Raw genomic sequence first — 12,570 nt, forward strand, 5'->3', positions numbered from 1 at the left:
AAGCTGAACGTAAATACTCCGTTAACGATCTTAGCACGACATTTTGTCTGTTATTCGATAGAAATATTCAATTCGAATATCCGATTTGAAAGCCTGTTTATCCTCGGCCCATTCGTCTCGGCGCAGGATGCACCGACATCGGAATACGTCGGACTGGATCAGGGCGCAATCGGCGAAAAGATTAACTCTTTTTATCGATGAGAGTATGCCCACCATTCGCCATCTCATCAATCGGAAATGATTATCATTTGCGGAACGCTGGATTATCCATTATGTAATCGACTTTCGCTTCGCCCAGCTGCCTGCGCGTCCAGCCCTGCAGCGCATAGAAGCGGTCGGCGCGGGTATGCGCCCCGGTATCGAGCTTTGCAGATGCATGGCCGATCTCGAAAATCCAGTCAACGGCCAGGTGCAGCAGGGTTTTGGCCAGGCCCCGCCCTTCTTTTTCCGGATCGACGAACAGCGCCCAGATCGATCCATCGTTTTTATCGGCATAACAAAAGGCGGCAATCTCGCCGCCGATTTCGGCAACCCAGCCGCGGCCGTCCTTCTCGAGATAATCCTCATACATTTGCGCGGTCACGCGCTTCGGATCGGACAGCACGTTTTCGCGGACGGATAAGCGGATGCGCGACATGGCCGGAATATCGGCGCTGCGCGCGCGCCGGTATTCGGCACGGCAATCGATGGACATGGTTTCTTTCGTTGTCAATGTAAAAACGCTCTCCGATTCGCCGGTGGCGAATCGGAGAGCGTCGTTAAAACGGCAGGTTCGGAATCGCTCAGCCGTTAAAACCCTTGCCCTCGCCCGCCAGGCGCTCGAGCAGCGGCGCCGGCGTCCAGGCGTCGCCGTGGCGGCCGCGCGCGAAACCGCGCATGGCGTCCAGCACGTTCGGCAGGCCGACCGTGTCCGCATACAGCATCGGGCCGCCGCGGTGCAGCGGGAAGCCGTAACCGGTCAGGTAGACCATGTCGATGTCCGACGCGCGCAGGGCGATGCCCTCTTCCAGGATGCGCGCGCCTTCGTTCACCAGGGCGAACACCAGGCGCTGGACGATTTCCTGATCGCTGACCTGGCGCCGCTCACCGCCGCTCGCCTGCACGTGCGACAGGATCATGTCGGTCACGACCGGCGACGGATAGGCGGTGCGGTCGCCCGCCTTGTAGTCGTACCAGCCGGCGCCGGTCTTCTGGCCGAAGCGGCACTGTTCGCACAGCAGATCCGGCACCTTCGAGTATTCGATGTCCGGGGTCTCGATGTAGCGGCGCTTGCGGATGTACCAGCCGATGTCGTTGCCGGCCAGGTCGCTCATGCGGAACGGGCCCATGGCGAAGCCGAATTTCTCGATGGCCTTGTCGATCTGCTCCGGCAGCACGCCCTCTTCCAGCAGGAAGAAAGCCTGGCGCAGGTACTGCTCCAGCATGCGGTTGCCGATGAAGCCGTCGCACACGCCTGACACTACGCCGGTCTTCTTGATCTTTTTCGACAGCGCCAGCGCGGTGGCCAGCACGTCCTTGCCGGTCTCCTTGCCGCGCACGATTTCCAGCAGCTTCATCACGTTGGCCGGGCTGAAGAAGTGCAGGCCGATCACGTCCTGTGGACGCTGCGTGAAGGCAGCGATCTTGTCGAGGTCGAGCGTCGAGGTGTTCGAGGCCAGGATCGCGCCCGGCTTCATGACCGCGTCGAGCTGGCGGAACACGGTTTCCTTGACGCCCAGGTCTTCGAACACGGCTTCGATGACGATGTCGGCCTGCGCGATGTCCTCATACGCCAGGGTGCCGCTGATCAGGCCGATGCGCTGGCCCGCCTTCTCCGGGCTCAGCTTGCCCTTCTTGACCGTGTTTTCGTAGTTCTTGCGGATCGTAGCCAGGCCCTTGTCGAGCGCATCCTGCTTCGTTTCCAGGATGGTGACCGGGATGCCGGCATTCGCGAAGTTCATCGCAATGCCGCCGCCCATGGTGCCGGCGCCGATCACGGCTGCTTTCTCTATCTTGCGGGTCGGGGTGTCGGCTGGCACGTCCGGCACCTTGCTCGCGGCGCGCTCGGCGAAGAAGGCGTGGCGCAGGGCTTTCGATTCGTCGGTCTGGGCCAGGGCCAGGAAGCGGTCGCGCTCGTACTTCAGGCCGTCCTCGAATTTCATGGTGACGGCGGCAGCCACGCACTCGACGCATTCGAGCGGGGCCGGGAAGGCGCCGGCCATGGCTTTTACGGTATTGCGCGAAAACTGCAGGAAGGCTTCGTGGTTCGGATAATCGACCTTCAGGTTGCGCACTTTCGGCAGCGGACGGACGTCGGCGATGCTCGCGGCGAAGTCGACGGCACTGGCCACCAGGTCGGCACCCTCGGCGAAGACCTTGTCGAACAGTTTGGTGTCGGCCAGCTTTTCCGACATGACAGGGTTGCCCGAGACGATCATGTTCAGGCCCTGCTCGAGGCCGACCACGCGCGGCAGGCGCTGGGTGCCGCCGGCGCCGGGCACCAGGCCGATTTTCACTTCCGGCAGGCCGATCTGGGCGCCCGGGGTGGCGACGCGGTAGTGGCAGCCGAGCGAGAGCTCGAGGCCGCCGCCCATGCAGACGCCGTGGATCGCGGCAACAACGGGTTTGCTCGAATCTTCGGCGGTGGCGATCAGGGTGTGCAGGGTCGGTTCGGTCAGCGCTTTCGGCGAATTGAATTCGCGGATGTCGGCCCCGCCCGAAAACACCTTGCCGGCGCCCGTGATGACGATCGCCTTGACGGCATCGTCGCTCGCCGCGCGGCGCAGCCCTTCGACGGCCGCGGTGCGGGTCGCCATGCCAAGGCCGTTGACGGGCGGATTGTTCAGGGTGATGACGGCAACGCTGCCATGCACGACGTAGTCTGCACTCATGTCTCTTCCTTTGTAATAGTTGAACCAACACTTTTTACTATAACTGAAAAAAGTACGGTCGTCTTATTCCAGGCATCGAAAAATTCGCCGGCTCGATTAGCCCGGGGTCTCTGCAGCGTGTGTGTCCAGGGCGCGTGTGTCAGAATGCCGGCTTCGCGTTACCACCCACGAAGGATCGAGATGGAAAAGCTGATTGCCGAATTGCTGCGCTTGTTCGTCATGGACGCCGCCGCCGCGCCCGCGCTGGCGCGCCAGCTGCAGGGCCAGCCGCCGGGACAGGACGGCGGCGACGCCGACCTGCTCGCGGCCGGCGGGCTGACGCGCGCCGTTGCCATCCCCTTCGAGAAGAGCAAGGACACCCCGGCGGGCGAACACTGGGCGCAGCTGTGCGAGGCGGCCAACGCCCTGCAGGCCGAGCACGGCTTTCCCGCGCCGGCGGTGAGCGTGACCGGCCTCGGCTACTGCCTGTGGATTGCGCTCGCCGCACCGGTGCCGGCGGCCCAGGCGCGCCAGTTCGTGCGCCGGGTACGCCAGGCCTGGCTGCCCGAGGGCGCCGCCCGCGCCGAGGCGAAAACGCCGCCGCTGCCGCCCTGCCTAGACGCCGCCAGCGGACGCTGGGCCGCCTTCATCCACCCGGGCATGGGCGCCTCCTTCGCCGACGAACCCTGGCTCGAGATCGCGCCGCCGCCGCTGGCGCAAGCGGCCTTCCTGGAAGGCGTGGACAGCGTCGCACCCGAGGAGTTCGCCGCCGCGTTTGCCGCGCTCGGACGTCCGGAGGCGGCGCCCGCCCTGGCGCAGCCGGCAACCGTCGCGGTTCAGGCGCCGGCGCCGGCCGCAGCCGCTCCCGCCGGGCTGCTGCTGGCGGACGCGACGCTGGAAGACATCGTGCGCCACCTGCATGCGCGGAACATCGAGCCGACCTTCCGCCACCTGCTGCCTGCCCCGGACGGGCGCTAGGCGCCTGGCAGAAGAGCTCGCCTATTTCGCTGTCTGTACGCAGTATTGACACGCGCAGGTGTATCCTTTACGCATGGAGCGCCGTCAAGAGGCGCACACAAGCGGAGGCTGCATGACGGAAGAACGACGGCATATCTGTCTCGGGTTCACGGATGAGCGCTATCCCGAGGGTACCCACATCTGCTACCTGTACAACAGCGACGAGGAGCGCAGGCGCATCCTGCCGCTGTTCGCGCGCCATGCGCTGCTGGAAGACGAGGTCTTCGGCTACCTGGCCGATGTGGCGACCCATGCGGAACTGGCGCACGCGGCCGCCGCGCTCGACCTGACGCAAGCGCTCCGGGGCCCGGCGGATCGGGTGCAATTGCTGACCACGCGCGAAGGCTACTATCCGGACGGCAGCTTCGATCCCGACGGCATGCTGGCGCGCCTGCGCGCGCAATATGTCCAGGCCAAGGCCGCCGGTGCGGCCGGCGCCCGCTTCGCCGGCGAAATGGACTGGGCGCTGCGCGGCGTGCCGGGCCGCGAGCACATCATCGAATGCGAGTCGCGCATCAACGAGCTCGTCAAGGAGACGCCGATCACCGTGATGTGCCAGTACGACCTGCGCAAGTTCGACGGCGCGATGATGTTCGACGTGATGAACGTGCATCCGGTGATGATCGTCGGCGGCCACATCCTGCGCAACCCTTTCTTCCAGCGCGCCTGAGCATGGACACGCCGGCAAGCGCGGATGCGGACAGCCCGAGCGCTGCCGTGCTGGGGCGCTTGCTGGTGATCCAGCAGGCCATCGACGCCATTCCCGACGAGTTGCGCATCGCCGATTTCGTGCGCCGCGCCATGTCGGCCGTGCCGGGCATCGCCGATGCCTTTCTCTACCTGAAGGGCGTCAACCAACCCGAGCCGGCCCTGGCGGGACTGCTGGAACGCTGCTGCGGGGAGGTGCCGCGTGAGCCGGCGCAGAACCTGCTGCGCCAGCTGGCTCCGGACCTGCAGTGCTTTCCGATGTATGCGCCGGGACAGCACCTGGGCTGCCTGGCGATCCGGGTGGCCGACGCCGCCGCGTTGCGCCCCTACCTACCCTTCCTCAGCAATATTTCGAGCGCCATCCACCGCATCATCGAGGCCCGCCGCTACCAGGCGCGCCTGGCCGAGGCGAACGAAGCGCTGCGCATCGCGCGCGACACGCTGGAAATGCGCGTGGCCGAGCGCACCCGCGAGCTCGAGCACCGCGCCACCCACGACCAGATCACCGGGCTGGCGAACCGGGCCCTGCTGGTCGACCGCATGCAGGGGGCGATCCTCAATGCCCAGCACGAGGGCAGCCTGGTCGCCGTCGTCTACCTCGACCTGGACGGCTTCTCGTTCATGAATACGGGGCTCGGCAATGCCTGCGGCGACGCCTTCCTGTGCGAGACGGCGCGCCGCCTCGCCCGCCTGGTGCGCGACAGCGACACCGTCGCGCGCATCGGCTCCGACGAATTCGTCGTCCTGCTGTGCGGACTCGACAGCGCAGGGCGCAGCAGCGTGCTCCTCTCGGCCATGCTGGCCGCCGTGCGCGAACCGGTACGCCTGGCGGGCAAGGATGTCGTGCTGACGGCCAGCATCGGCGCCTGCATCTATCCGCTCGACGGCGACGAGCCCGAACCGCTGCTGCGGCGCGCCAACACGGCCATGCACCGGGCCAAGGCGCAAGGCAAGGACAATGTCCAGTTCTACGCCAGCGCCCGTGACGCGGCCGTGGCCGAGCGCATGGAACTCGAGAGCGAGCTGCGCCGCGCTATCCCGGCGGGAGAACTGGTGGTGCACTACCAGCCCAAGCTCGACGTGGCAAGCAACCGCTTCGTCGGCGCCGAAGCGCTGGTGCGCTGGCAGCATCCGACCCGTGGCCTGCTCCCGCCCGGCCAGTTCATCCCGATCGCGGAAGACTCGGCCCTGATCGTGGCGCTGGGCGAGCATGTACTGCGCCAGGCCTGCCTGCAGGCGCGTCTGTGGCAGGAAGCCAGCACTGGTGCGGCGAGGGAGCTGACGGTCGCGGTGAATGTCGCGGCGCGCCAGCTGCGCGAGCGCCGCATCGTCGAGACGGTGCGCGCGGTGTTGCGCGACACCGGCTTGCGGCCGGCCTGCCTCGAGCTGGAGATCACGGAAAGCTCCATCATGCACGACCTCGAGCACGCCACGGCGCTCCTGCACGAACTCAAGGGCCTGGGCGTGACGATCTCGATCGACGATTTCGGCACCGGTTATTCGAGCTTGAGCGCCCTGCGCAACTTCCCGGCCGACAAGCTCAAGATCGACCGCTCCTTCGTGCACGAGATCGAAACGGTGCCGAGTGCGGCCGCAGTGGCGCTGGCCGTGATCTCGTTTGCGCGCACGCTTGGCATGCGCGTGAATGCTGAGGGTGTGGAGACCCTGGGCCAGGCCGACTGTCTGAAAAAACACGACTGCGACGAGATCCAGGGCTTCCTGCTGGCGCGGCCGGTGCCGGCCGGGGAGATCCTCGCTCTGTTCAGCCAGCCGGGCCTGCCCGGATGGGAAGGTTTTAGCGCCTGAACCGCGCTAGCGCGGAACGAACTCCATCGTCCAGTTGGTCTCCCAGCTGGCGCCGCCGTCGTTCGAGAAGGACTGCTCCCAGCGCGGGTGCGCACCCGGCGTGGCCGTCCAGGTGAAGCGCACCCGGATCGGCTGCCCGTTCAGCACGTCGTCGGCATAGAACAGCCCGACGCCGTCCATGAAGCGGCCGCGCACCGGCACGTCGAGCATGGTCGGGTTGCGTCCGTCGAGCCACCAGATCGACCACACTCCCGTGGCTGCGCAGAACGAGCGCACGGCGATCGCGCGCACCGCGCCTTCCGGAAAATACAGCAGGTTGTCCTCGAGATTGCCGAAGCCCCCGAGGGTCTTGCTGGTCGAAGACAGGCCCTCGAATTCCGTCCAGTCCGTGCAGTTGGCCAGGCGGGCATCCAGGCGCCGGTGCAGCACCTTCCAGTCGCCGACGATGAAATCGAAGTCGGTCGGCGCGTTCGGATCGATCGGCAGCGGCATCGGCACTTCTCCTCAGGCCGTCGGCAGCTTGTGCTCCCGATACTGATCGCGCAGCCGGTTCTTCTGGATCTTCCCGGTCGCCCCCATCGGCAGCGCTTCGGTGAAGACCACGTCGTCCGGCAGCCACCATTTGGCGATCTTGCCCTCGAAGAAGCCGAGCAGCTCTTCGCGCGTGACCTCCGCTCCGGGCCTTTTGACGACCACCAGCATCGGCCGCTCGTCCCATTTCGGGTGGGCCACGCCGATGCAGGCCGCCTGCAGCACGGCCGGGTGCGCCATGGCGATGTTTTCCAGGTCGATGCTGCCGATCCATTCGCCACCGGACTTGATCACGTCCTTGCTGCGGTCGGTGATCTGCATGTAGCCGTCGCTGTCGATGGTGGCCACGTCGCCGGTCGGGAACCAGCCGTCCTTCAGCACGTCGCCGCCCTCTTCCTTGAAGTAACTGGAGATGATCCACGGGCCCTTCACGTACAGGTGGCCGTAAGTCGTGCCGTCCCAGGGCAGCTCGACGCCGTCGTCGTCGACGATCTTCATGTCGACGCCGTAGATGGCATGGCCCTGCTTCTGCAGGATCTTGCGCTGCGCATCCGCCGGCAGGTTCCGGTGCTTGGCCTGCAGCGTGCTGGCCGTGCCGAGCGGCGACATCTCCGTCATGCCCCAGGCGTGGATTACCTGGACGTCGAGCTTGTCCATCAGGGTGTCCATCATCGCTGGCGGGCAGGCCGAGCCGCCGATCACGGTGCGGCGGAAGGTCGAGAACTGCAACTTGTTCTGCACCGCGTGGTTGATCAGGCCGAGCCAGACCGTCGGCACGCCGGCCGAGAAGGTGACGCCTTCGGCTTCGAACAGCTCATACAAGGACTTGCCGTCCAGCGCCGCGCCCGGGAACACCATCTTGGCGCCCGACAGCGGCACCGAATACGGCAGGCCCCAGGCATTCACGTGGAACATCGGCACCACCGGCAGCACGGTGTCGCTCGACGACACGTTCAGCGCGCTCGGCGTACTGGATGCGTAGGCGTGCAGGATGGTCGAGCGGTGCGAGTACAAGGCACCCTTCGGGTTGCCGGTGGTGCCCGAGGTGTAGCACAGCGTCGCGGCCGAGTTCTCGTCGAACAGGGGCCAGGCGTAATCGTCGCTGCTCGATGCCATCAGGTCTTCGTAGCACAGCAGGTTCGGGATCTTGGTCTCGGCCGGCATGTGGGCACGGTCGCTCATCAGGACGAAGCCCTTGACCGTCTTGCAGTGGGCGGCCACGGCTTCGACCAGCGGCAGGAAGGTCAGGTCGAAGAACAGGTACTGGTCTTCCGCGTGGTTGACGATGTAGGCGATCTGTTCCGGATGCAGGCGCGGGTTCACCGTGTGCATCACCGCGCCCGAGCCGGACACGGCGTAATACAGCTCGAGGTGGCGGTAGCCGTTCCAGGCCAGGGTGGCGACGCGGTCGCCCAGCTGCACACCCAGGCCCTCGAGCACCTTGGCCATGCGGCGCGCGCGCACTTCGCATTCGCGGTAGGTATAGCGGTGCATGTCGCCTTCGACGCGGCGCGAGACGATTTCGTTGTCGCCGAAATGGCGCGCCGCGAATTCGATGATGCTCGAGATGAGCAGCGGCTGGTTCATCATCTGGCCCATGAGCGGGCTCTTCGGATAGGACATGTGCGGGGTCTCCTGTGGACGAAATATCAACTCTCCGGTCGAGTGTGATTCGCGCCAGCGCAGCCCGTCAAGCCCTTTCCATGCTGCGACGCAGCACGACCGTGCTATTCGTTACGGAATGTAAGCCCCTGCCGCAGATCGGGCGTGCGCGAATAGAATTTGCCGGGTACGGTAGAATCCCGCTCAATTGCGTTGATTCTCTTCACTGGAGCTGCCATTACACCTGCCGACCTGCACATCGAGAACGGCTTCGCCGCCCTGCCGCCCGCGTTCTACACGCGCCTGATGCCGACGCCCCTGCCCGCGCCTTATTTCGTCGCGGCCAGCGAGCGCGCGGCCAGGCTGATCGGTCTCGACGCCGCCAGCCTGGCCCAGGACGATTTCGTCGCGGCCCTCACCGGCAACAGCCTGCTTCCCGGCTCGGAGCCGCTCGCGGCCGTCTATTCCGGCCACCAGTTCGGCGTCTGGGCCGGCCAGCTCGGCGACGGCCGCGCCATCCTGCTCGGCGACATCGACGGCCCTGAAGGCCGCATGGAACTGCAACTGAAGGGCGCCGGCAAGACGCCGTATTCGCGCATGGGCGATGGCCGCGCCGTGCTGCGCTCCTCGATCCGCGAATTCCTGTGCTCGGAAGCGATGGCCGCGCTCGGCATCCCGACCACGCGCGCACTCAGCGTGACCGGCTCGAACCAGCGCGTGATGCGCGAGAACATCGAGACGGCGGCCGTGGTCACGCGCATGGCGCCCAGTTTCGTGCGCTTCGGCTCCTTCGAGCACTGGCATTACCGCGACAAGCCGGACGAACTGAAGCGCCTCGCCGACTATGTGATCGACACCTTCTATGCCGAGCTGCGCGGCGCCGAGAATCCGTATGCCGCCCTGCTGGCCGAAGTCACGCGGCGCACGGCGCGCATGATCGCCGGCTGGCAAGCGGTCGGCTTCATGCACGGTGTGATGAACACCGACAATATGTCGATCCTCGGCCTGACCCTGGACTACGGCCCCTTTGGCTTCATGGAAGCCTTCGACGTGAACCACATCTGCAATCACACCGACCAGGGCGGGCGCTATTCGTACGCGAACCAGGTGGCGATCGGCCACTGGAACTGCTACGCGCTGGGCAATGCGCTGCTGCCGCTGATCGGCACCGTTGAGGCGGCCCAGCAAGCGCTGGACGTCTACATGCCCGTCTTCGAAGCGAAGCTCGACGAACTGCTGCATGCCAAGCTGGGCTTGCGCACCTTCGAGGCCGACGACCGCGCCCTGATCGACGGCCTGTTCACCGTCATGCAGGGGAGCCACGTCGACTTCACGCTGCTGTTCCGGCGCCTGGGCGAACTGCAGGTTGACGCACCCACGGATCAGCTTGAACTGCGCGATGAGCCGATCCGTGACCTGTTCATCGACCGCCCCGCCTTCGACGAGTGGGCCGTGCGCTACCGCGCGCGCCTGCGCAAGGAGGCGAGCGTCGACGCCGAGCGCCGCGCCGCCATGAACCGCGTCAATCCGATCTACGTTCTGCGAAACTATCTGGCCCAGCAGGCGATCGAACAGGCGCAGAACGGCGATTACACGGGCGTGCGCGAACTGCTGGCCGTGCTCGAACATCCCTTCGACGAGCAGCCCGGCAAGGAACGCTATGCCGCGCTGCCGCCGGACTGGGCGGCGCACCTCGAAGTGAGCTGCTCGTCCTGAGGCACTTCCCCATTCCTGTAGAAAGACTAACCATGACCGACAAAGTGACCAAGACCGACGCCGAGTGGCGTGCCCAGCTCGACCCGATGGAATACCAGGTGACGCGCCACGCCGCCACCGAACGCGCCTTTACGGGCAAGTACTGGGATCACCATGAGCACGGCATCTACACCTGCGTCTGCTGCAATACGCCGCTGTTCGAATCCGACGCCAAGTTCGAGTCCGGCTGCGGCTGGCCCAGCTATTTCAAGGCGCTGGATCCCGACAACGTCATCGAGAAGACCGACCGCACCCACGGCATGGTGCGCACCGAAATCATCTGCGCCGTCTGCGACGCCCACCTCGGCCATGTGTTTCCCGACGGCCCGCCCCCCACCGGACTGCGTTACTGCATCAACTCGGCAGCATTGAGTTTCAAAGAAGTTTAATCGCCTGGAACCCCATGAAATTTTTGTTCGACTTTTTTCCGCTGATCCTGTTCTTCCTGGTCTACAAGATCGGCAACGGCAACGAGGCGGCCGCGCTCGCGATCGCCGAGCAGTACCTGGGCGGCATGGTTTCCGGCGGCAAGATCATGGCCGCGCAGGCGCCGACCATGCTCGCCACCGTCGTCGCCATCATTGCCACCATGCTCCAGGTGGCTTACCTGCTGGCGCGCAAGCGCAAGGTGGACGGCATGCTGTGGGTGTCGCTGGCCGTGATCGTCGTCTTCGGCGGCATGACCATCTACCTGCACGACGAAACCTTCATCAAGTGGAAACCGACCATCATCTACTGGATCTTCGCCGCGGCGCTGCTGGTCAGCCAGCTCTTCTTCGGCAAGAACCTGATGCGCAAGGCCATGGAGGAAGCGCTGCCCTTGCCGGACGCCGTCTGGCCCCGCGTCGGCTATACCTGGGTCGTGTTCCTGTTCCTGCTCGGCGCGCTGAACCTCTTGATGGCCTTCGTCGTCTACCGCGACAACATGGCGGCCTGGGTCAATTTCAAGGTCTTCGGCATGACCGCCATCTTCTTCGTGTTCACCATCGCCCAGTCGATGCTGCTCATGAAGCATATCCCGCAGGAGGAAGCATAAGCATGAACACCGGCACCACCAAATTCCCCAACGAACGTCTGGAGCGCATCCACACCGCACTGGCGGCCGCGCTCGAACCCAGCTTCCTCGAGGTCAGCGACGACTCCCACCTGCACGTCGGCCATGCCGGCGCGGCCTCGGGCGGCGGGCATTACAGCGTGAAAATCGTCTCGGATCGCTTCCATGGACTGAGACTCGTCATGCGTCATCGACTGGTGTATGATGCCGTGGCCGAAATGATGCGGGCCGAGATCCACGCCCTGGCGATCACGGCCCTGACGCCTTCCGAATCGGACTGAGGCCGGTTCAGGATGGCTTAAGAATGATGCTTCACACTCTGTATTGAACTGCTCTGCAAAAGAACTACTCTAATCTCGTCCAAGCAACTCCCTCCACAGGAAATTCAATAATGACTTTTAAGCCAGCACGCCTGCTGTTAGCCCTGATCGCCATGATCGCCGCACCCGCCTTCGCCCAGAACTTGGCCGTCGTTAACGGTAAGGCCATCCCGACCTCGCGCGTCGATGCGATCGTCAAGCAGGTCGTCGCCCAGGGCCAAGGCCAGGATTCCCCGCAACTGCGCGAAGCCATCAAGCGCGATCTGATCGCACGCGAAGTGCTGATGCAGGAAGCCATCAAGCAGGGCTACGACAAGAAGCCCGACGTCAAGCAAGCCCTCGACAGCGCCCGCCAGGCCATCGTCGTGAACCAGCTGGCGCGCGATTACATCGCCAAGAACCCGGTTACCGACGCCGAGATCAAGGCCGAGTACGACCGCTTCGCCAAGACCCAGTCCGGCGAGAAGGAATACCACATCCGCCACATCCTGACCACGACCGAAGACGAAGCCAAAGCCGTCGTCACCAAGCTCAAGGGCGGCGCCAAGTTCGAAGACCTGGCCAAGACCAGCAAGGACACCGGTTCGGCAGCCAATGGCGGCGACCTCGACTGGGCAACCCCGGCAGCCTTCCCGCCTGAGTTCGCGGCCGGCTTCACCAAGCTGAACAAGGGTCAGTTCACGGAGACGCCAGTGAAAACCGGCGCCGGCTTCCACGTCATCAAGGTCGACGACACGCGCGCCGTGAAAGTGCCGGCCCTGGACGAGATCAAGGCCCAGATCGCGGAAAGCCTCACCCAGAACAAACTGGCGGCTTACCAAGAGGAAATGGTCAAGAAGGCGAAGGTACAGTAAGATGTTTGCCACCGGCGCCGTCGCTGGCGCCGGTCTCGCGTCGCCAGCGGGCGACTTTTCGTGTTTTTATAGGA

12 protein-coding genes are annotated in these 12,570 nt (G+C 64.9%); 8 read left to right on the plus strand and 4 right to left on the minus strand.

From position 1 onward, the window contains the following. Positions 1–244 precede the first annotated feature (244 nt). Together ASF77_RS05805 and ASF77_RS05810 are read right to left on the minus strand one after the other, a co-directional pair. Positions 245–637 carry a GNAT family N-acetyltransferase gene (locus ASF77_RS05805; RefSeq protein WP_056336461.1) on the minus strand — a complete coding sequence of 131 codons (393 nt, stop codon included), beginning with the start codon at positions 635–637 and terminating at the stop codon, positions 245–247. Between the two features lie 145 nt (positions 638–782). Next, positions 783–2,870 carry a 3-hydroxyacyl-CoA dehydrogenase NAD-binding domain-containing protein gene (locus ASF77_RS05810; protein ID WP_056335726.1) on the minus strand — a complete coding sequence of 696 codons (2,088 nt, stop codon included), beginning with the start codon at positions 2,868–2,870 and terminating at the stop codon, positions 783–785. Between the two features lie 180 nt (positions 2,871–3,050). On the opposite strand from ASF77_RS05810, the gene ASF77_RS05815 reads away from it, so the two are divergent. The 3 genes from ASF77_RS05815 (at position 3,051) to ASF77_RS05825 (ending at position 6,380) form a co-directional block, all read left to right on the plus strand. Further along, positions 3,051–3,827, plus strand: a complete 777-nt coding sequence (locus ASF77_RS05815; protein WP_056335729.1) for a hypothetical protein — start codon at positions 3,051–3,053, stop codon at positions 3,825–3,827. A 112-nt stretch (positions 3,828–3,939) separates the two neighbouring features. Then, positions 3,940–4,536, plus strand: a complete 597-nt coding sequence (locus tag ASF77_RS05820; RefSeq protein WP_056335733.1) for an MEDS domain-containing protein — start codon at positions 3,940–3,942, stop codon at positions 4,534–4,536. A 2-nt stretch (positions 4,537–4,538) separates the two neighbouring features. After that, on the plus strand, positions 4,539–6,380 hold the full coding sequence (locus ASF77_RS05825) for a bifunctional diguanylate cyclase/phosphodiesterase (RefSeq protein ID WP_056335739.1): 1,842 nt from the start codon (positions 4,539–4,541) through the stop codon (positions 6,378–6,380). A 6-nt stretch (positions 6,381–6,386) separates the two neighbouring features. Here ASF77_RS05825 and ASF77_RS05830 read toward each other — a convergent pair whose 3' ends face one another. Together ASF77_RS05830 and ASF77_RS05835 are read right to left on the minus strand one after the other, a co-directional pair. Further along, positions 6,387–6,872, minus strand: coding sequence for a hypothetical protein (locus ASF77_RS05830; protein ID WP_056335742.1), 486 nt, complete (start codon positions 6,870–6,872; stop codon positions 6,387–6,389). Between the two features lie 12 nt (positions 6,873–6,884). Beyond that, a complete protein-coding gene (locus tag ASF77_RS05835; RefSeq protein WP_056335746.1) occupies positions 6,885–8,534 on the minus strand; it encodes a 3-(methylthio)propionyl-CoA ligase in 1,650 nt (549 codons plus the stop codon). A gap of 186 nt (positions 8,535–8,720) precedes the next feature. On the opposite strand from ASF77_RS05835, the gene ASF77_RS05840 reads away from it, so the two are divergent. The 5 genes from ASF77_RS05840 to ASF77_RS05860 all read left to right on the plus strand — a co-directional run bounded on the left by ASF77_RS05840 (position 8,721) and on the right by ASF77_RS05860 (position 12,496). Further along, positions 8,721–10,229: a YdiU family protein gene (locus ASF77_RS05840; RefSeq protein WP_373961759.1), complete on the plus strand. Its 1,509-nt coding sequence runs from the start codon at positions 8,721–8,723 to the stop codon at positions 10,227–10,229. A gap of 32 nt (positions 10,230–10,261) precedes the next feature. Beyond that, positions 10,262–10,657: a peptide-methionine (R)-S-oxide reductase MsrB gene (gene msrB, locus ASF77_RS05845; protein WP_056335752.1), complete on the plus strand. Its 396-nt coding sequence runs from the start codon at positions 10,262–10,264 to the stop codon at positions 10,655–10,657. 14 nt (positions 10,658–10,671) lie between these two features. Further along, the gene (locus ASF77_RS05850) at positions 10,672–11,304 is read left to right on the plus strand and encodes a septation protein A (protein WP_056335756.1); all 633 of its coding nucleotides are present in this window, start codon (positions 10,672–10,674) and stop codon (positions 11,302–11,304) included. 2 nt (positions 11,305–11,306) lie between these two features. Next, on the plus strand, positions 11,307–11,603 hold the full coding sequence (locus ASF77_RS05855) for a BolA family transcriptional regulator (RefSeq protein WP_056335760.1): 297 nt from the start codon (positions 11,307–11,309) through the stop codon (positions 11,601–11,603). 110 nt (positions 11,604–11,713) lie between these two features. Beyond that, the gene (locus ASF77_RS05860; protein ID WP_056335763.1) at positions 11,714–12,496 is read left to right on the plus strand and encodes a peptidyl-prolyl cis-trans isomerase; all 783 of its coding nucleotides are present in this window, start codon (positions 11,714–11,716) and stop codon (positions 12,494–12,496) included. The last annotated feature ends 74 nt before the right edge of the window (positions 12,497–12,570 follow it).

It is taken from the genome of Massilia sp. Leaf139 (assembly GCF_001424165.1).
In the GTDB taxonomy this organism is placed as follows: domain Bacteria; phylum Pseudomonadota; class Gammaproteobacteria; order Burkholderiales; family Burkholderiaceae_D; genus Telluria.

What these genes read in the sequence shown, in the direction of transcription:
- ASF77_RS05825 (WP_056335739.1), top strand. Translation starts at nt 4,539, where the DNA reads ATGGACACGCCGGCAAGCGCGGATGCGGACAGCCCGAGCGCTGCCGTG.
- ASF77_RS05855 (WP_056335760.1), top strand. Translation starts at nt 11,307, where the DNA reads ATGAACACCGGCACCACCAAATTCCCCAACGAACGTCTGGAGCGCATC.
- ASF77_RS05835 (WP_056335746.1), bottom strand. Translation starts at nt 8,534, where the DNA reads ATGTCCTATCCGAAGAGCCCGCTCATGGGCCAGATGATGAACCAGCCG.
- ASF77_RS05830 (WP_056335742.1), bottom strand. Translation starts at nt 6,872, where the DNA reads ATGCCGCTGCCGATCGATCCGAACGCGCCGACCGACTTCGATTTCATC.
- ASF77_RS05820 (WP_056335733.1), top strand. Translation starts at nt 3,940, where the DNA reads ATGACGGAAGAACGACGGCATATCTGTCTCGGGTTCACGGATGAGCGC.
- ASF77_RS05860 (WP_056335763.1), top strand. Translation starts at nt 11,714, where the DNA reads ATGACTTTTAAGCCAGCACGCCTGCTGTTAGCCCTGATCGCCATGATC.
- msrB (WP_056335752.1), top strand. Translation starts at nt 10,262, where the DNA reads ATGACCGACAAAGTGACCAAGACCGACGCCGAGTGGCGTGCCCAGCTC.
- ASF77_RS05815 (WP_056335729.1), top strand. Translation starts at nt 3,051, where the DNA reads ATGGAAAAGCTGATTGCCGAATTGCTGCGCTTGTTCGTCATGGACGCC.
- ASF77_RS05810 (WP_056335726.1), bottom strand. Translation starts at nt 2,870, where the DNA reads ATGAGTGCAGACTACGTCGTGCATGGCAGCGTTGCCGTCATCACCCTG.
- ASF77_RS05805 (WP_056336461.1), bottom strand. Translation starts at nt 637, where the DNA reads ATGTCGCGCATCCGCTTATCCGTCCGCGAAAACGTGCTGTCCGATCCG.
- ASF77_RS05850 (WP_056335756.1), top strand. Translation starts at nt 10,672, where the DNA reads ATGAAATTTTTGTTCGACTTTTTTCCGCTGATCCTGTTCTTCCTGGTC.